The 18,813-nt window shown below is 39.2% G+C and carries 16 protein-coding genes and 1 riboswitch; of the genes, 3 read left to right on the top strand and 13 right to left on the bottom strand.

Annotated elements, in window-relative coordinates:
• Positions 1–7 precede the first annotated feature (7 nt).
• The 11 genes from OZ002_RS10785 to OZ002_RS10735 all read right to left on the bottom strand — a co-directional run bounded on the left by OZ002_RS10785 (position 8) and on the right by OZ002_RS10735 (position 13,596).
• Positions 8–2,089, bottom strand: a complete 2,082-nt coding sequence (locus tag OZ002_RS10785) for a heavy metal translocating P-type ATPase (RefSeq protein WP_002301949.1) — start codon at positions 2,087–2,089, stop codon at positions 8–10.
• A 524-nt stretch (positions 2,090–2,613) separates the two neighbouring features.
• A complete protein-coding gene (locus tag OZ002_RS10780; RefSeq protein ID WP_002288776.1) occupies positions 2,614–2,973 on the bottom strand; it encodes a YccF domain-containing protein in 360 nt (119 codons plus the stop codon).
• Between the two features lie 29 nt (positions 2,974–3,002).
• Complete coding sequence (locus OZ002_RS10775) at positions 3,003–3,344, bottom strand: hypothetical protein (protein WP_002319756.1); 342 nt, start codon at positions 3,342–3,344, stop codon at positions 3,003–3,005.
• Positions 3,341–4,015, bottom strand: coding sequence for an SGNH/GDSL hydrolase family protein (locus tag OZ002_RS10770; RefSeq protein WP_002301946.1), 675 nt, complete (start codon positions 4,013–4,015; stop codon positions 3,341–3,343). Before OZ002_RS10770 ends, OZ002_RS10775 begins: the two co-directional genes overlap by 4 nt.
• A gap of 928 nt (positions 4,016–4,943) precedes the next feature.
• The gene (gene asnS, locus OZ002_RS10765; protein ID WP_002291771.1) at positions 4,944–6,242 is read right to left on the bottom strand and encodes an asparagine--tRNA ligase; all 1,299 of its coding nucleotides are present in this window, start codon (positions 6,240–6,242) and stop codon (positions 4,944–4,946) included.
• A gap of 39 nt (positions 6,243–6,281) precedes the next feature.
• Entirely contained in the window at positions 6,282–7,472 is a 1,191-nt protein-coding gene (locus tag OZ002_RS10760) for a pyridoxal phosphate-dependent aminotransferase (protein ID WP_002296294.1), read from the bottom strand.
• Positions 7,473–7,492: 20 nt separating this feature from the next.
• Entirely contained in the window at positions 7,493–8,020 is a 528-nt protein-coding gene (locus tag OZ002_RS10755) for a cell wall elongation regulator TseB-like domain-containing protein (protein ID WP_002348809.1), read from the bottom strand.
• 46 nt (positions 8,021–8,066) lie between these two features.
• Entirely contained in the window at positions 8,067–10,856 is a 2,790-nt protein-coding gene (locus OZ002_RS10750; protein ID WP_002301942.1) for a helicase C-terminal domain-containing protein, read from the bottom strand.
• Positions 10,857–11,002: 146 nt separating this feature from the next.
• On the bottom strand, positions 11,003–11,203 hold the full coding sequence (locus tag OZ002_RS10745) for a cold-shock protein (RefSeq protein ID WP_002288762.1): 201 nt from the start codon (positions 11,201–11,203) through the stop codon (positions 11,003–11,005).
• A gap of 451 nt (positions 11,204–11,654) precedes the next feature.
• Positions 11,655–11,975 carry a hypothetical protein gene (locus OZ002_RS10740; RefSeq protein ID WP_002301940.1) on the bottom strand — a complete coding sequence of 107 codons (321 nt, stop codon included), beginning with the start codon at positions 11,973–11,975 and terminating at the stop codon, positions 11,655–11,657.
• A gap of 502 nt (positions 11,976–12,477) precedes the next feature.
• Complete coding sequence (locus tag OZ002_RS10735; RefSeq protein ID WP_002294874.1) at positions 12,478–13,596, bottom strand: baeRF6 domain-containing protein; 1,119 nt, start codon at positions 13,594–13,596, stop codon at positions 12,478–12,480.
• Positions 13,597–13,828: 232 nt separating this feature from the next.
• Here OZ002_RS10735 and OZ002_RS10730 point away from each other — a divergent pair, with 232 nt between their 5' ends.
• The 3 genes from OZ002_RS10730 to OZ002_RS10720 all read left to right on the top strand — a co-directional run bounded on the left by OZ002_RS10730 (position 13,829) and on the right by OZ002_RS10720 (position 16,692).
• A complete protein-coding gene (locus OZ002_RS10730) occupies positions 13,829–13,951 on the top strand; it encodes a hypothetical protein (protein ID WP_002296297.1) in 123 nt (40 codons plus the stop codon).
• A gap of 115 nt (positions 13,952–14,066) precedes the next feature.
• A complete protein-coding gene (locus tag OZ002_RS10725; protein WP_002302201.1) occupies positions 14,067–15,374 on the top strand; it encodes a serine hydrolase in 1,308 nt (435 codons plus the stop codon).
• A 118-nt stretch (positions 15,375–15,492) separates the two neighbouring features.
• Complete coding sequence (locus tag OZ002_RS10720) at positions 15,493–16,692, top strand: YdcF family protein (protein WP_325083292.1); 1,200 nt, start codon at positions 15,493–15,495, stop codon at positions 16,690–16,692.
• Between the two features lie 26 nt (positions 16,693–16,718).
• Here the strand turns inward: OZ002_RS10720 and OZ002_RS10715 are convergent, their stop codons facing one another.
• A complete protein-coding gene (locus tag OZ002_RS10715) occupies positions 16,719–17,987 on the bottom strand; it encodes a voltage-gated chloride channel family protein (protein WP_002327344.1) in 1,269 nt (422 codons plus the stop codon).
• Between the two features lie 54 nt (positions 17,988–18,041).
• Positions 18,042–18,108, bottom strand: a riboswitch (Fluoride riboswitch).
• 41 nt (positions 18,109–18,149) lie between these two features.
• Positions 18,150–18,797 (bottom strand): FusB/FusC family EF-G-binding protein, encoded by a 648-nt coding sequence (locus OZ002_RS10710; RefSeq protein ID WP_325083291.1) that lies wholly within the window; start codon positions 18,795–18,797, stop codon positions 18,150–18,152.
• Positions 18,798–18,813 lie beyond the last annotated feature (16 nt).

Here is an 18,813-nt window from a genome sequence, read left to right as displayed (position 1 = left end):
TCATTGATCAACGTTTATTTTTTACATGCAAGCTTCGCATGGCATTCAAAACAGCTAATACTGTCACCCCAACATCTGCAAATACTGCATCTCCCATTGATGCAAAACCAAAAGCACCTAAGGCAAGTACCAAAATTTTTATCCCAATAGCAAAGACAATGTTTTGTTTGACGATTTTCAATGTTTTCTTTGCTAAATGGATTGCTTCTGCAATCTTCGATGGTTGATCATTCATGATGACTACATCTGCTGCTTCAATTGCAGCATCGCTTCCCAATCCACCCATTGCGATTCCTACATCTGCTCTTGCTAGCACCGGTGCATCGTTGATTCCATCTCCGACAAATGCGGTCTTTTTATTGTTTCTTTGTAAGATTTCCTCTAACCGCTGCACTTTATCTTCAGGAAGCAATTCGCTATATATCTTGTCCACGCCTACTTGCTTCCCGATATGATCAGCAATTTTTTTCGAGTCGCCCGTCAACATGACTGTGTTCTTCACACCAGCCTGTTTTAATTGAACCAATGCGTCTACGGCATCTTCTTTCAAGGTATCTGCAATAACAAGATAACCACTGTAACTTTGATCGATCGCTAGATAAAGCAATGTACCGATTTCTTGACTTAAAGGAAAAGAGATTTCAAATCTTTCCATCAATTTGTGATTACCTGCTAATACTTGTTTGCCATCAACTTCAGCTAAGATCCCTTCACCTGCAAATTCCTGGATATTAGTTGTTGGTAAAAGCGGACCTGCGTAGCCTTCTAAAACAGATTGAGCAATCGGATGTGTAGAAAACTGTTCTGCACTCGCAATATATTGCATGAATTTCTTTGGATCGATTTTTGTATCGATCGTCTGGATCGAAAAGTCACCTTTCGTTAATGTGCCGGTTTTATCGAATACCACTGTCTCGGTTTGCGCAAGCAACTCCAAGTAATTTGAACCTTTTACTAATACACCGATTTTACTTGCGCCTCCGATACCGCCAAAGAAACTAAGTGGCACGGAAATCACTAATGCACATGGACATGAGATCACTAAAAATGTCAATGCTCGATAGATCCATTCAGAAAACGCCGCTCCAGAAACAACAAGTGGAGGTAAAACAGCTAATAAAACGGCCAATCCTACAACGACTGGTGTGTAATAGCGCGCGAATTTAGTAATGAAATTTTCAGCTGGTGCTTTTTTACTGCTGGCATTTTCTACTAATTCTAATAATTTGCTGATAGTAGAATTTTCATAAGATTTTTCTACTTGAACTAAAAATGGTTTATTTTTATTGATAAATCCGCTTAATACTGTTTCACCAACATATACAGATTTAGGGACTGATTCTCCTGTAAGTGCTGACGTATCGACTAATGATTCTCCTTCGATGATCGTTCCATCTAACGGTACACGTTCACCAGGCTTCACAAGTACAAACTGACCGATCTGCACGTCTTCAGGGTTCACGGTCATCAATCCTTCCGTCGTCTGCACGTGAGCTGTTTCTGGACGGATCGCCATCAATTCGCGAATCGATTTTCTTGAATGACTGACTGCCAATCCTTGGAAATACTCGCCGATTTGATAAAATAGCATCACTGCTACGGCTTCTGGATATTCACCGATCAACATAGCGCCAATCGTAGCAACAGACATAAGAAAATTCTCATCAAAGATTTTTCCTTTGACGATATTCATCACTGCCTTCTTCACTACATCATATCCTATCAGCAGATAAATCAATAAATACCCTATCAAGCGAATTGGTTCATTAAAATCAAATAATAGCAATAAAGCGATACCTGCAAGGGAAAATAAAATCCGGAACAGCGTATTTCTCTCTTTTTCATTTCCATGTTCAGATACTTTTTCCTTATCTATTTCTGTTACTTTGACATCTGGTTCTAATTCCTTCACTACTTTTTTTGTTTCTTGTTCAATCGTAGCCAAATGATCTTCCTCTGCGTCAATCGTTAGTTTTCCAGAAGTGAAGTTTACCGTTGCTTCCTTGACTCCATTGATCTTCTGAACTCCTTTTTCGATTTTCATTGCACAGTTCGCACAATCTAAACCTTCTAATCTGTAACTTTTCATTTTAATGACCTCCTCGCCTCAACATATGAATATCTCTTCATAACTAATTATAAATGAATGGTTATTCATATGTCAAGGTATCCGAAAGAAAAAATGAAAAACATCTGCATCGGAAAATTTCTTCCATACAGATGTTTTGGCTTATTCTTTCTTTTTCTCTTCGATCATTGCCCCTGCTCTTATCCAACCCGCACTTGCCTTCTTGATCTTGACAGGATAGCAACTAAGTTTGAAGCCTGTTGCTGGCAATTTGTCTAAATTCATTAATTTTTCGATAGGACAATATCTTTTTTCAATCCCTGCAAAATGTCCTTCCCAGATATTCGAAGCTCCACTACGCTTTCAAAAATATAGAAAGAGTTCTTTAATGAAAATTATTTCAACTTTCCATAAACAGTAATCCCATATAAATAAAAGACGTAAAAGTCACATGGGAGAACTTATACAGGAAAACACATAGAGTCAGGTGAAATACATGTATCCCACCTGACTCTATGCGTTTTCTAACCTTTATTATTCTCTTTTTATACAATTTCTGCACCGAATGGCATCAACGCCAATCGAGCAAGTTTGAAAGATTGCTTGGCAAAAGGTATCCCTATGATCGTGATACATAGAAGGATGCCGCTGACGACATGTGCGAGAGCAATTGGTAGGCCTGAAACGATCAGCCAGATGATATTAACGATCAATGACATGCCAGACTGGTGATAAATTACTTCTTTGCCAAAAGGCGCAAAAGAAAGGGAGGCGATCTTAAAACATTGCATACCGATTGGGATACCTATGATCGTGATACACCAAAGTATCCCCGCTGCTAACCAGCTAAGACCACCGATTAGTCCGCCGAATATAAACCAGATGACATTTCCTAAACAACTCATTGTATTTCTCCTTTTATTACTGTTTTTGATTAAAACTGGGCAAAAATTGATTTTATTCTTCTTTTTTTAGCTTCCAGCATCAAGTATTCTGCAAATTTTTTTTGGATTTCTTCCGTATTTTCTTTTGTTACTAATGTGTGTTGGATTAGTTTTCCTGATGGTCGCTGATCCACCCGTTCTTCTGACTGTTGCACGTCCGCTTGCGCAAATCCGATAATCCGTTTTTCTTTTGTTACAGCAACGAGCAATAGTTTATTCTTATCATTTAGGTCAGCTGCCGTTTTTGCTTTTACGAATGATTCTGGATGATCAGTAATCAGCTGATTGATTTGAGGTAAATCTTCTTTTACTGCCCACCGTATTTCCATCATTTCTCACTTTTCTTTCGCTCATTTTTATCTCCACTAAAAAAATCGACTGCGGCAATTGCATCTATCCAGCTTTGTGCAATGATCTCATGTCCGCCAATCGTTGGGTGGACCCCATCTTCTCTTGTATATTTCGAAAAACCATAAGCAATCCCTAAAGCATTGAATATGCCATCTAAAGGAACCAGCAATGCGCCATATTCCTTAGCAAGTTTACGAACAATTTGGATTTTAGGGTCTAAGTCTTTACGCCAGCCATGACGGTCGTCGGTTATAGGAAGTACAAACGGCTCCATCAAGATGATGTTGCAGATTTCCGCTGTTTGAAGTTCATTTAGTAATTTTCGATAAACGGATTCAAATTGCTGCGCAGATTTCTCAGTTCCGAATATAGCCTGATCGCTAGTATTATGCCAGGTATCATTGATTCCGATCAAAATCGATACATAGTCAGGTTGTAAAGCTAAACAATCTTCTTGCCAGCGTACTTGCAGATCTGCAATTTTGTCTCCTCCTATCCCACGGTTCATGCATTCAAATTCCATCGTTGGATATTGGGAGATTAGTTTTCCGGCAATCAAAAGTGGATAACCTTTACCTAGATCAGTTGCTTCTGCTCGGTCTCTTCCTGCGTCTGTAATGCTGTCACCGATAAATAATATACGTTTTTTCATTTGTCAAAAACTCCTTTTTGAATAAAACGATGATTTTCTTCCTTATATTATCCCATAAGCCCTATCAAGACGAAAGAGAAAATATATGTATAAAAAATGACACCAGCCTAGTCCCTTCAATCAATTGAATGAACGCTCATCAAGTGTCTAGTTTTTTATACTTTTTTTCTTAACGTGCCGGATTCCCCTTGATTCCTTCGTTGTTTGGTCCAGAGAAATCGATCACACCTAAGCTTCCGTCAATCAGACCACTGATGACGCCATCAGAACATATATTTATAGGCTCATCTAAGACTTCCAGTAAATGTTCTTTTACTAATATCTCTTCTAGATTGCTTGGGATAGATTGGTCATAACTTTATCTGGTCCGATGATTTCAAGGATGAATTAAACTTACATATGGATCATTGCATGCTGAAAATACGGACCTACTCCATCTTCGAATGTTACTATTAGTTTGTTTTCAGGTACTAGATGCTGCTTTATTTCAACAGCAGAAGCATCATCAAATCAGATTTCCATTTGAATAACCTTCTTTGTATATGTTTGATTGATTGCGATTTCGTTATAGAACCTTGTGAATCAAATAGCAATTTCTTTTGCTTTCTTCTCTTGTCTGCTGGAAACTTACTTTATCCCGTATTTTAAAAAAAGAACTGCGAGAGTTCGCAGTTCTTTTTTTTAAATAAACGTTGCTCTCCGGCCAACTCCTCGGTCACAAGTCACAATAGTCATCAAACATGAAAAACTGTTTTTTGAAATTACTCCTTGTGACTCGGAGCTGAACGGCAGGCGCACAACCTCTCCACTAAACGGTATTCAAAAGCTTACATCTGCGGTAATAAGTCCCGCCAATTCAAAAACATGAACAGCTGTTTTTGCTTGGCTGTTCTAATTACTTGATGCAGAACAGCTTTTTCATCACCTCTTATGGATAAATTCGGTTCAACAAACGTGGGAATGGAATAGCTTCACGCACATGGTCGATACCAGCAATCCAAGTGACTGTTCGTTCAAGACCTAGACCAAAACCAGAGTGCGGAACAGAACCGTATTTACGTAGATCAAGATACCATGAATATTCTTTTTCATCCAAACCGTGATTACGGATTTGTTCTAGCAAGAAATCATAGTCTGTTGCCCGTTCGCTTCCGCCAATAATTTCACCGTAACCTTCTGGTGCGATCATATCTGCACAGATCACCACGTCTTCTCTTGTTGGATGTGGTTTCATGTAGAATGGCTTGATGGCTTTTGGATAGTTTAGGATAAAGACAGGCTGTTCGAATGAATTCGCAATGAACGTTTCATGAGGTGAACCAAAGTCTTCGCCCCATTCGATGTCATCAAATCCATTTTTCTTCAGTAATTCGATCGCATCATCATAAGTAATACGAGGGAATGGCAATTTTGTATAAGTTTTTAAGACTTCTTTGTCTCGTCCTAGTACATCTAATGCGTATTCGCAATGATCTAAAACATTTTGTACTAAGAATGCTACATATTGTTCCTGTACTTCTAAACTTTCTTCTTGATGAGTGAAAGCCATTTCTGGTTCGATCATCCAGAATTCAATCAAATGACGTCGTGTTTTTGATTTTTCAGCACGGAAAGTCGGACCGAATGAAAAGACTTTTCCGAAAGCCATAGCAGCAGCTTCCATGTATAATTGGCCACTTTGAGATAAATAAGCTTTTTGATCAAAGTAATTTGTTTCGAATAGATCCGTAGTGCCTTCTGGTGCGGAACCAGTCAAGATCGGCGGATCGATTTTGACAAAATGATGTTGATTAAAGAATTCATACGTTGCACGAATGATTTCATTTCTGATCTGCATAATCGCATGTTGTCTTGAAGAACGTAGCCATAAATGACGATGATCCATCAAGAAGTCTGTTCCGTGTTCTTTTGGTGTGATCGGATAATCGTGGCTCTCGCTTACCACTTCCACATTTGTAATTCCGATTTCATAACCAAATTTTGAACGGCTGTCTTCACGGATTTCTCCAGTTACTAACACGGATGTTTCTTGGTGCAGATTTTTAGCTGTTTGGAAAACTTCTTCCGGCACTTCGCTTTTTACAACTACACCTTGGAAAAAGGCTGTTCCGTCTCTTAATTGTAAAAATGCGATTTTTCCGCTTGATCGCTTATTTGCGACCCAAGCGCCGATTGTTACTGTTTCTCCCACATGGTTTTTCGAATCGATGATTTGAATTTGTTCCACGTATGACTCTCCTTTTATATTCCTTGAATTTCTTCAGGATTAATTTTGACTTTTACTCTCAATAAATTGCTTGATTCTGCGTACCGCTTCTTCTAACGTAGCGCGATCAGTGGCATAACTCATGCGGACATTTTCTGGTGCCCCAAAGCCTTCGCCAGTCACAAGCGCTACCCCTGTTTCTTCTAAAAGATCTTCTACCCATTGTGTGACATTTTCATATTTACACATGCGTAGCGTTTCTTTTACATTAGGAAAAAGATAAAAAGCTCCTTGTGGCTTTTCAAGAGAAACACCCGGCAGTTCTGCCACAAGCGGATATAACGTATTCAGGCGTTCTTCAAAGGCGTTCCGCATTTCTTCCACTGTATCTTGCTCGCCTTTCAATGCTTCAACAGCTGCATATTGACTGACTGCTGTCGGATTGCTAGTTGATTGGGAAGCAACAGCGATCATTCCATTGATGATCACAGGATTTCCCACCGCATAACCAATGCGCCAGCCTGTCATCGCATATGTTTTAGACACGCCGTTGATGATGATGGTCTGATTTTTGATTGCTTCTGAAATCGTTGCAATTGGAGTAAACTCATTGCCATTATAAACTAAACGGCCATAAATATCATCAGCAACTATCAAAATATCATTTTTTACTGCCCATTCACCGATTGCCTGCAGTTCATTCTTGCTATAAATCATTCCAGTCGGATTCGATGGAGAATTGATGATTACGGCTTTTGTTTTTTCTGAACGTGCTTGTTCTAGCTGCTCAACAGTAACTTTCCAGCTATTGGATTCTTCCCCTTTCACAAAGACAGGAAGTCCTTCTGCCAGTTTTACTTGCTCACCGTAACTGACCCAGTAAGGCACAGGAATGATGACTTCATCTTGCGGGTCAAGGATCGTTTGGAAAAGGGTATACAAAGCAAATTTCGCTCCGTCTGTTACGACTGTTTGTGAAGGTTCATAGACAAGTCCATAGTTTTTCTTCAGATAATCAACGATTGCCTGTCGAAGCTCTGGGATTCCTGCTGTTGGTGTATAATAGCTAGCTTTCCCATTGCGGATTGCTTCGATTGCTGCTTCTTGGATGTTTTCTGGTGTCGCAAAATCCGGTTCTCCCACAGTCAAACTCAGCACATCTCTGCCTTTGGCTTTTAATGCCTTGGCCTTTGCCGCAGCTGCCAAAGTGACAGACGGTTCTAATCGTTTTGTTCTTTTTGATAACTCCATCCCATTCATTCCTTTACCTTTTAAATTCCCTTGATTGTCTTGACTTCATCTCCAGATTCAAAGCCAATCAGGTAATAATTCAGTTTCCCATTTGTTTCTTTTCCTACTACTTCCCACACAGGCTGATCATCATACATCCCCAAAGCAGCTTTTTCGATTTGGATTTCAGGATGGGCCGCAGCAATTGTCTGTTTTGCTTCGTTTTCAGTCAGTCCCTTTGTTTGATCCAATACTTTTACTTTTTCACCAGATTTAGGAATGATAACGGCGATTTCTTTTCCTTTATCATTTGTACCTGTCAGTGAAAAGTATGTCTTCTTTCGAGTAAACCAATAAAAATGATCGGCTTCCTCAAGATTTGCATATTTCTTTGCGATTTCTACTGCTTCTTTCTTCGCCTGCACCGCCGGACGACTGGAACGCAAGTAAAAAATCGAGCTGATCACGATGACCGCTAATAAAAATACGATCAAGCCAAGTAACACGCGATTAATCGTTTTTTCCTTTGTCTGTTTTTTCTTCAAGGGTCGTCGCTCCTTTATCTTCATTCCTTTTCATTATAGCAGATTTTAATTATGAAAAAAGACAGCTCCTCTAACTTCCTTCTTCATTTTTCTTTAAGAATTCCTGGATGTCCTGGTAGATTTCCTCCATAGCTAGCTCTTTGATCGGTACTTTTTTCGGTAATGCATGGATGATCCGTGCACCATATTTTGCAGTGACTAGTCTTCGATCCAAAATAAGCAATACGCCACGATCTGTCTCCGTCCTTATCAAGCGACCTAATGCTTGGCGTAACTTCAAAGCTGCTTTAGGTACGGATTCCTGGTAAAAAGGATTGATCCCCTCTGATTCTAAATAAGCGTTCCTAGCTTTGACCATCGGGCGAAGCGGATTATCGAAGGGTAAACGTGTGACTACAACGATCTGCAAAGCATCTCCAGGCAAATCTACACCTTCCCAAAAGCTGTCAGCGCCAAACAATACGCTTTTTTCTGACAAAATGAAGCGTTTCAAAAGCTTCTCCCGGCTTCCGCCAAACCCTTGAGCTAGTATTTCTCGTCCTTTTTCTAGCATAGACAGATGCATTTTCTGATAGACCTTCTGCAAAACATCATGAGAAGTGAATAACACAAGTATTGGCCGATCTTCTTGTTCGATCAGACCTGTAAGTGCTGTCTCTAGATAATCGATATATGCTTGATTGCTGACTTGATGGACGGCAGGTGCCTCTTTTGGCACATAGATCCTTGCCTGTTTCTCATAATCATAAGGAGAGGCAATCACTTTAAGAGGTGCTGCTTCAATGCCAAGCCGCTTAGAGAGATAGTGTCGATTAGGGCCGATCTTCAGCGTTCCTCCAATATAAAGAATACGATCATATCGAGGATACCAAACAGTCGACGGCAACATAGCCGCTTGAAAATCATGGAGATGAAAAATCATCTGCTGCGCTGTGTTCCCAGGAACGAACCAATGGATCAAATGATCTCGCCAGTCTTCCAGCCATTGATCCATCAGCAAGTACTGCTTGTCTAATTGATCAAATAAGCTATATAAACTTGCTAAATCGATCCGCATCTGGTTTGTCCAGCTTTCTTGGATAATCTCAAAAGTCAGACGCATTTGTGACTGTAGCTGCTGGATCTCCTGATAAAAAAGCTGCAGGTGATCAATGGCTGTCCCAGATTCCAGTGGCAGCTGATCCAACATCTCTTTTGTCATCATGACTTCTTCTGGATACTGTCCGTTAGGTTGCTTGCCGCTCACTAAACTCATTAATCCTTCTGCCATACAAATCTGTGCTTCGCATAGCGCAGAAAGTTCTTCTCGATAAATCGATAACCAGCGTAAGGCTTCATGTTCTTTCGGTAAATAGCTTTGTATTCGGTCAAACAGCTGATTTGGTTCTTCTAATTGCTGGATTTGTTTATGGAAATAGTTAATACTTAATCGTTTGTCATTTACTTTTTCAGCGATTTCCGGCAAATGATGTACTTCATCGATCAACAAAAATGGACTAGCTGGAAGCAATGGTTCTTTTCGCTGTGTTTCTTGTATTAAAAACGCATGATTGACAATCAAAAAATTACTTTGCCTGATTTTCTTTTGCAAGAAACGAACAAAGTCTTGTTCGTAAAATGACTGATTTCTTGCTAAAAATCCAATACCTCTGTGCGCGATATCTGCAAAGAATGAATGGTTCAAATTTGTTAAATGTAATTCATCCAAATCACCGGTCTTCGTTTGCGTCAGCCAAACTAAGACCGCCATTTGATACAAAGCATATTGTTTTTGTTCTGGCGGTTCCACAAGTGTGCCTTTAAAACGCTGTAAATCAATATAGTGGCGATAGCTTTTGATAATTACAGGTTGTATGGGCTGATCTAGCAATTGATTCAGCAATGGAATGTCTTTTTCTATGATCTGCTGCTGCAAAACTAGCGAAACGGTACTGATGACAGCGGGTTTTTCAGGTGTAGCCAAATAACTCAATGGCAGCAGATAACCGATTGTTTTACCCATTCCTGTAGCTGCTTCGATCATCAAATCTTTTGATTCATCTTTTGTGAAATGGTCGTAGACCGCATTCATCAGTCTGTTCTGTTCTTTTCGATACATCAGTGTTTTACCAAACATTTTTTCTTTTGCTTGTTTTTTTCTTGGATATGTCCGCTCGCCATAATGGACGGATGTGAATAGTTCCACTTCTTTTTTCTGCAAAGCTAGCCCATCGACGATTTCTAACGAGGGATCAAGTGGCTCTGGTTTTTCTTTCATTTCTTCAATCACATGATAAATGAAACGACTCGTATCCATACCTGTGTGTCTACTTAATCGCGCAATCTGCTCTAACGTGATGATTGGCAATTTTCTCATCCGTTCTTCGATCAGCAAAAGAAGTTGACCTGTCACTTCGGCATCACTATCTGCCTGATGAGGATTCTCATGAATAAATCCAAGGCTTTCTGACAAATCAGCTAAGCGAAAGCTTGGTTCCGTCGGCAAGAAAATTTGTGCAAGTTCTACTGTATCGATGCCTGGTATCTTCAAACTAGGAAGTCCGCATCGCATGAGTTCATGGTTCAAAAAATTATAATCAAAATAAATATTATGCGCGACAAATATGGTGTCTGCCAAAAGATTGTAAATCGTTTGGGCGACATCTTCGAAATAAGGCGCTTTTTGGACGCGTTGATTCGTGATCCCTGTTAAATGCTGGATTTGTTTTGAAATCTTCCGCCCTGGATGAATATCGATCGAAAAACGTGAAGTGATCCGACCTGATTCAATCATGACGCAGCCAAATTGGATGATCCGATCTTCTTTTGGATTCGTCCCAGTCGTTTCGATATCAACGACTGCATAAGTTCTTGGTTTCAAAATATCTTCCTCTTCTCCTGCCTCTAATGTTCTTTTGAAATTATACTACAAAGTGCAGAAAAATACTCTCATCGCTTTTTAAAGAAAATAGACAAAAACGCCCAGACACGCAAATGTCTGGGCGTTTATTTTTTAGTATAGATTAATTAAGCTTTAGTAACGTTTGTTGCTTGAGGTCCGCGTTGGCCTTCTTCAACATCGAAAGTTACTGCTTGGCCTTCTTCTAAAGTTTTGAATCCGTCGCCTTGGATAGCTGAGAAATGAACGAATACATCGTTTCCGTTTTCTGCAGTGATGAATCCAAATCCTTTTTCTGAGTTAAACCATTTTACTGTACCTGTTTCCATAATAAAAATCCTCCTTGTGTATCAACACATATTTTGCAATTACTTGAATGGTGTATATCTGGAAGATGTTTATTTGAAACAAGCTACCACAGATTACCGAACAAAAACTACTCCTATAGTATATCATACCGTTTACAAAAAAGCTAGAGTTTTTCGACTTTTTTTATTAAAAAAAGTTTTCTCAGCGATTACATAAAGTGAAAAACCGAACTTTTTTTAAAATAAACGACATATTGTTCAGTTGGTGTTTTTTTGCTCTGATGTTCTTCTTTAAACTAAAAAAATTATTCTTTCTGACTACTTATCGGTTCTGTTTCAACGGTCGAGGCTGGGGAAGATTCTTTAGTAGGTCTGATGTTCTCATGGTATTTCTGATAGCCTATGACAGTGACCAGAAGAACAAGGCAAACCAATACGATCAACGAGATTAGTTTTTCTTTTTTGCTCATATCTATACCTCATAAATAACAGGATGATGTCCATCATATTTCTGAGTATGAGTAAAAGCAAAAGCTGCAGCTGTAGAATGTAAGAAATGCCAGCAACTTTCATAATCACAGGTCGGACAGTACCAAAAGTAACCAAATCTTGGCTGCAAAGACCGTTCTTCTGTTTCAGGAATCGCAGAATCAAGATTTGGTGTCTGTACATAAACATTTTTGTACAGACGTGTGCCTGTAATAGGAGACCGCTGTGTTTCTTCAGCAAAAACTGGCTGACTTGTTAAACTTAGGGATAGAAACAGCAAACACCATAACAGTCTTTTTTTCATAAAGACCTCCTTATCGATAAGTTTTTCCCAATTAAAATCATATCTCAAGAACGCCCGTTATTCACATTTTGTTCATAAATGATGTTTTTTGTATCATAATCGTCAAAAAGAGGTCGTGACCACGTCACAACCTCTTTTTTAAACGGTGTTCCAGAAGTAGCTTCTTCGGAAATAAGCCGAAATTTCACAAAAATTTGAGAAATAATTTTTGTCAATCTCTTCTTATTTCTTGAAGCTGACCACTTCTGTCACAACCTCTTCCTTAAACGGTGTTCAAAAGCTTGCATCTGCGGTAATAAGCCCACCAAACAAAAAATATGAAGAGCTATTTTTGCTTGCTGTTCTTATTACTTGATGCAGAACAGCTTTTTCACAACCTCTCATACACGGTGTTTAATCAGCTGACCTTCGGTATTAGCTCAAAAAACGGCAAAATATGTGAAACTATTTTTCCGTTTGTTTCTCTAATACTCAGGTCAAAACACTGATTTCACAACCTCTTTTAATAACGAAGAATCGCTGTCAGACTCTTTTCATCTGGCGCATCTTTTTGATCCAAAATAAACACTTTTCCGCCATTAATGATCACATCATCTGCTAATGCATTCAACACTTGACGCCGATCATATTCTGTTTCAGGATCTTCACCGAAACCATCAGCTAAGTTTGACGTAGCGATAAATAAATGTGACACTTTTCCTTCTTTCGCAGCTGGAACGATATCAACTAACTGATCGATGAATTTCTTATCTAAGAGTTTATTGTATTCTTTTGATTCTTGAGCTGCGAGTTCACTTGACAGCTTCTTCGCCCCTTCTTCGATATCTCTAAAGGATAGCTGCGCAGGAGAAGCAGAAATCGCAACGTCTGCACAATAATAGGGATTTTTAGCAATTTTTTTGAACATCGTCTGATTTTCTGGTAGAGCAAATAAATAAATCGGCCATTGTTCTGGATTTTCGAAAGAATCCTTCAAGTACGTATCAACTGCTTGGTAATAGTTGACCCAATCGATCTCTACTTCTTCATCTTTTGGATTTACGCCATGGAAAGTTACTCCATCTCGGGCTCCGCCTCCTCCATTAGAAGAGAAGTTCAAACCGCCACCTGTCAGTTCAGATCCCAATGCAGTAACGACATCAACCGGTGCCCCTTCTGGTAGAGATACTTCTTTTACTTGTTTGTTGCTGACTTCATACAATTTCATGGAGTCGCGGTTCAATCCCAATAAATAATAAGAATAGTTGAACTGCCCATTTTTGATAATAGCCAGTAAATAAGGAAGATCACTTACATAGTATTGATCGTCTACCGGGATACTCAAACGATGGATATAGGTTTGGTCAGCAGTTATAATGACCGCTACACTCGTAGTTGCACTACGCCAAAACGAAGGATCTCCTAACAAATTTTCAATTTTTTCTTGGAACGGGGACCAGTCATGTTCGGAATATTTTTTCTCAAAACGTTTCTTTGCTTCTTTCGCAAAATTTTTGAATTTGATCTGATCTTTTTCCACATCTTGATGGGCGACATGCGTATTCAGCATAATCGTGACGAATGGTCCTTTAGCGCCTTCTGAAGTCAATTGTGACAATAATTCTTTATCCTTTTTTGCCATAAACGTACCCCTCCTAAAAAAATCATTCCTTTGTTTCTATCTAAAGTCTACCACAACACTATTTTTCCATACAATAAAACGTATCTAAAAAAATAAAACGGTTTCTACGGTTTTAAATTTAGCTATTTTTTTAAGTTATCTTCATAATTTCCTCAATTATTTATCCCCAGTCTTCAACTATTCTTCATGAAATGCTGATAAACTAAGAAAAAGAATAAAAGAGGTGGATCTTATGCATTTGATTATGATTTTCAGTTTATTAAGTATTATCAGTTTATTTGCTTTCAGCGCTTCCCGCTTATTAGATGCGGAAACACAGCCTATTCCTGTAAAAGTACGTAAAAACGACCGCTAACCTTCCATAACGTGCGTTCTTATCCTAAAGTTTTTTCAGAAACATTGAAACTCTCTCCCCTCTCTGATAAAATTTTAATTTGTAGCGAAACAAATTAATTACAAGGAGATCGGATATGTCCATAAAAAAAACACGTCTAGTCCTATTATTGGCTAGTCTCATTCTTTGCCTTGCTTCTTTTCTACCAGCTGTTGCTGTGCAAGCTGAAGATACGTTCAAAGTAAATGCAAAAGCAGCTTTTGCTGTAGATGCGCAAAGCGGTAAGATTCTTTATGATCAAGATGGAGAAAAAACCATGGGGATCGCTTCAATCACAAAAATCATCGGTCTTTACATCGTTCTTGATCAAGTAAAAGAAGGAAAACTATCATGGGATGATAAAGTTTCGATTTCAGATTATGCAGAAAATTTGAGTATCACCCCAGATTTATCGAATGTTCCTTTGCATAAAGAAAACACCTACACTGTCAAAGAATTATTCGACTCTGCAATCATCCAGTCAGCCAATGCTTCAATGGTGGCCTTGGCAGAAAAAATCTCTGGCAGCGAAGCTAAATTCACTGAACGAATGAAAGAACAATTGAAAGATTGGGGAATCAAAGATGCAACGATCGTTAATGCATCAGGACTGAATAACTCTTATCTTGGCGAAAACCGACCAGAAGGCACTGGAGAAAACGACGAAAATCAAATGTCTGCTCAAGATGTGGCCATCGTTGCCCGCCATTTGATCTTGGATTTCCCAGAAATACTGGATGTATCAAGTACTACGACCCAAATGTTTGGCGAAAACACGCAATCACCAGTGGAAATGGTCAACTGGAACTGGATGCTCCCAGGATTCGTTAATTACAAGGAAGGCGTGGACGGATTAAAAACTGGTACGACTGAGCTTGCAGGTGCTTGTTTCGTTGGTACGATCACTAAAAACGATCAACGGATCATCACTGTCGTATTGAATGCGGACGGCCATGCGGAAAACCCGAGTGCCCGCTTCAATGAAACAGACCGTTTGATGGACTACTGCTATGACAATTGGTCAGAAAAAGAGCTCGGAAAAGCTAACGCAAGTATTCCTAGCCTAAAAACCATTGATGTAAAAGACGGAAAAGAATCAACAGTTCCTGTTGTGCTTAAAAGCCCTGTAAAAGTATGGGTACGAAACGATATGGATACTGGCAAATTAACGATCACGCCAACACTTGACAAGAAGCAAGTCACTGACAACGAGATCCAAGCACCTATGGATAAAGGTACAAAAATCGGTACCGCTACGATCACCTTGGCAGACGATAAATTAGGCTATTTAGAAGACAACAATGCGCCATCGACAGAGATCATTACGGATAAAACAGTGGAAAAAGCGAATATGTTCGTGATTGGCTGGCGACGCGTCGCAGAATTTTTCGGCAACTTGTTTTAATTGAACAATAAGAAAAGCATCTTTCCATCGGAAAGATGTTTTTTTGCTTTTTCTAGTTTAAATAACAGCTTTTTTCATCTATTTTCGTTATACTGTATAAGAAAAAGGAGTTGAATTTATGAATCTAACCAGAGATCTGATCTTTTTAGTTCTCTATCTTATTGGGGTATTCTCTATCGTTTATTGGCGAAAACAGAAGAAGGATCCTTCCTTGTTCTTTTACGGCAGTACGTGGACATTTACGGTAATCTTAACTTATTTTGTCGTGTTGGAAATTTTTTATTCGACCTTTTATTTTTTGATTCCATTGTTGTTCTTTAGTATCTTTGCTTTTTCTTATTTCACAGAAAAACGAAGGCTGCTGAATGGTCTTTTATTCAATATTTTCCTCATCAGTTTCGGCATCTACTTGTTTGTCTTGCTGTATGAAACGCAAAATATTTTCCTTGGCGGACTGATCGCCTTGATCACGATTCCATTGCTACTTGTCCTTTTATTTGGTATTTATGGATTGATTGTTTTACTTTTTTGGAACGGGGTCACAGTTTTACGTAGAGAATCGCATTCATTAGCTAATCTTTTAACGTTGATACTAGCCATTTTTCTTACACTGTTTCTTGTTTTTGACTTTTTCTTGTTAAAATATTTGCCGCAATGGATAAATGCTTTGTTTTTCTGCGTTCCCCTGATCTTGATCTATCTATTTATCGTATTCTACAACTTTTTGACTGTCTCATTCTTGTATCAGTTCAACCGGCCTCGATACAATCAAGACTTCATCGTTGTGTTAGGCGCTGGGTTGATCAATGGAGAAACAGTTTCTCCTCTTCTAGCCAAGCGAATCAATAAGGCAATTGCTTTTTATCGGGCTCAAAGCCGTGCTACATTAAATCCGCCCATCTTATTGATGTCTGGTGGGCAAGGAGCAGACGAAAAATTACCAGAGGCCATTGCGATGAAACAATATGCCATGGAACAAGGAATCCCTGAAAGAGACATTCTTGTCGAAACCAATTCGACAACCACTTTGGAGAACATGCTCTATTCAAAGGAAATCATGGATCAGCAAATGAAAGGGCCATACCGCGCGATCTTCAGTTCCAACAATTACCACATTTTTAGAGCCGGTCTTTATGCGCGGCAAGCCAAATTGAAAGCAAATGGTATTGGTGCAAAAACAGCTTTCTACTACTTGCCTAATGCGTTTTTGAGAGAATACATCGCCATCTTGATGATGAACAAAAAAAGACATATGATCATTTGCGGATTGCTTTTCGCAGGCTCCGCATTCTTATCGCTGATTACTTTACTTTTCTAAAAAAACAAGGTGTGACAAAACATATGTCACACCTTGTTTTTTTCTTTCATTCTCTTAACTATTGGCAAAAAGAGTATCCCTTTTTTGACCGCTACTTGCTGAGCAGAATAAATACCGCTGTTGCCTGAACACATAAAGCTGATCAAGCAGATCATAAAGAAGTATACTGCCGCTTGTGAACCGAACAATTCGATCCCCATCACAAAGCAGGCAATCGGTGTATTTGTCGCACCAGAAAATACTCCGATAAAGCCCAATCCTGCAAGAAAAGGAACAGAAACATGGAGCAAAGGCGCTAGTGCTGCACCAAGCGTTGCACCAATTTCAAACAATGGTGTCACTTCTCCCCCTTGATATCCCGCGCCTAAAGACAAAACTGTGAAGAATAACTTCCCAATAAAATCATAGACATGTGCCTGTCCATTAAATGATTCTTGAAGTAACGGAAGACTCAATCCGAGATAACGTTGTGTTTGCAAGATCAATGCTGCTGCCACAACTACAGCTCCACCTATCGTATTTCGCCAAACAGGGTGAGGAATCCATTGCGCATACCGTGCTTTTAAAAAGACGATCGAACGGCTGAATACCCAACCAATCAAACCAAAAGCAATCCCAGCAACAAAAACTTTGAAGAACAGCAACATACTCCATTCAGGAATCACACCCATTTGGTAATGTAGATGAGAAACACCATAGCTTTCCGTCATGAAATTTGCAAACAGTGCAGCAAAGAAGCTAGGGAAGATCGCTTCTGTTCGGACTTTCCCGATTGCCAACACTTCTAATCCAAATAATGTTCCAGCTAAAGGTGTGCCAAATACAGAACTAAAACCCGCACTGATTCCACTGATAATCAAGATTTCCCGTTCTGCTTTATCCAATCGGAACAAACGTGCTGTATTATCTGCTAACGCTCCCCCCATTTGGACTGCTGTTCCTTCACGGCCAACAGATCCACCAAATAAATGGGTAGTTATGGTTCCAAACAGTGTAAGTGGAATAAGTCGCAACGGGATTTTTTCTTCTCCACCATTTCCTTGATCGATCACTAAGTTGTTTCCACGACTAGAAAGTCCGCCGTGATACGCATAGAGATAAGCAAAAAGCGCACCACTAACTGGTAGTAGATAAAGGAGCCAAGGATGTGATAGTCGGATATCTGTCACAACTGTCAGGCTATTTAAGAAAAAAGCAGACAAGCTCCCCATGAATATACCGAGAATCGCTGTGATCACCAGCCACTTCAGCATGTACACTAAAATGCGCACTGGACTCGGTAATTGTTTTTCCATAAAAAATTCCTCCTCAATAAAAAAACGCCTACTAAAGAAAGGGGCTGTCCCCAGACTTTAGTAGGCGTCATTAGCTATCTTTCGTTAGCATTTAAAGGCGAACACCATCACCTATTCACTTCCATTAAAAGATAGCATATTTTTCTGTAAAAAACAATAAAATTATCGTTCTTTCTTTACACGTTCAGCAAATTCATAGAAAGGAGCCAATTTCGTTAACTGTTGATTACATTGGTCACTATCATGACAAATATAATTCCCCTTTTTCGTATACGTGCCATCAGAACCTGCTTTCGTTGTAGAAAGAAAAAGCGAAACATTCGATGTTTTCTGACAGATTGCACAGATTCCCTTATTTATCGTTGGTGATAAAGTACCGCTAATCCCTTTTAATTTTTCATCTTCGTAATAGATCATGAATTTTTTCTGCGTACCTGGATCATTCCAGCCGATGTACGTATGTTCTTGCAAGTCGATTTCATTCCAAGCTGGTTGTTTGAGTTTTTTCACTTTTCGGAATAATTTCTCGATTTGTGGTTTGCTAGGCTGCATAAACGGCTGAACGATTTGCTTCAGCTTCTCCAATGCTCTTTCTGCTTGCGCTTTTGTCAGTTTTACGTCTAAAACTGTCGTTAAAAATGTATCGATTTCTGGCAGTTCGTGATCTAATATGTCTCGAATCTTTTCAGTTGCTAGTGCCTGAACTGTTTGTACCGTTTTTGGATCATTGACAGATGAGTACGCATTTAATAACTGTTCTACTTCTCTTTTTATAAAAAAATATTGGTATGGTTTTATTGTTTGTTCCATGATTTTAAAGTCCTTT

It is taken from the genome of Enterococcus sp. E4-150, assembly GCF_035726465.1.
In the GTDB taxonomy this organism is placed as follows: Bacteria; Bacillota; Bacilli; order Lactobacillales; family Enterococcaceae; genus Enterococcus_B; species Enterococcus_B faecium.
The sequence above is the reverse complement of the archived record's forward strand: the minus strand, read 5'-3'. Positions and strand labels throughout refer to the sequence as shown.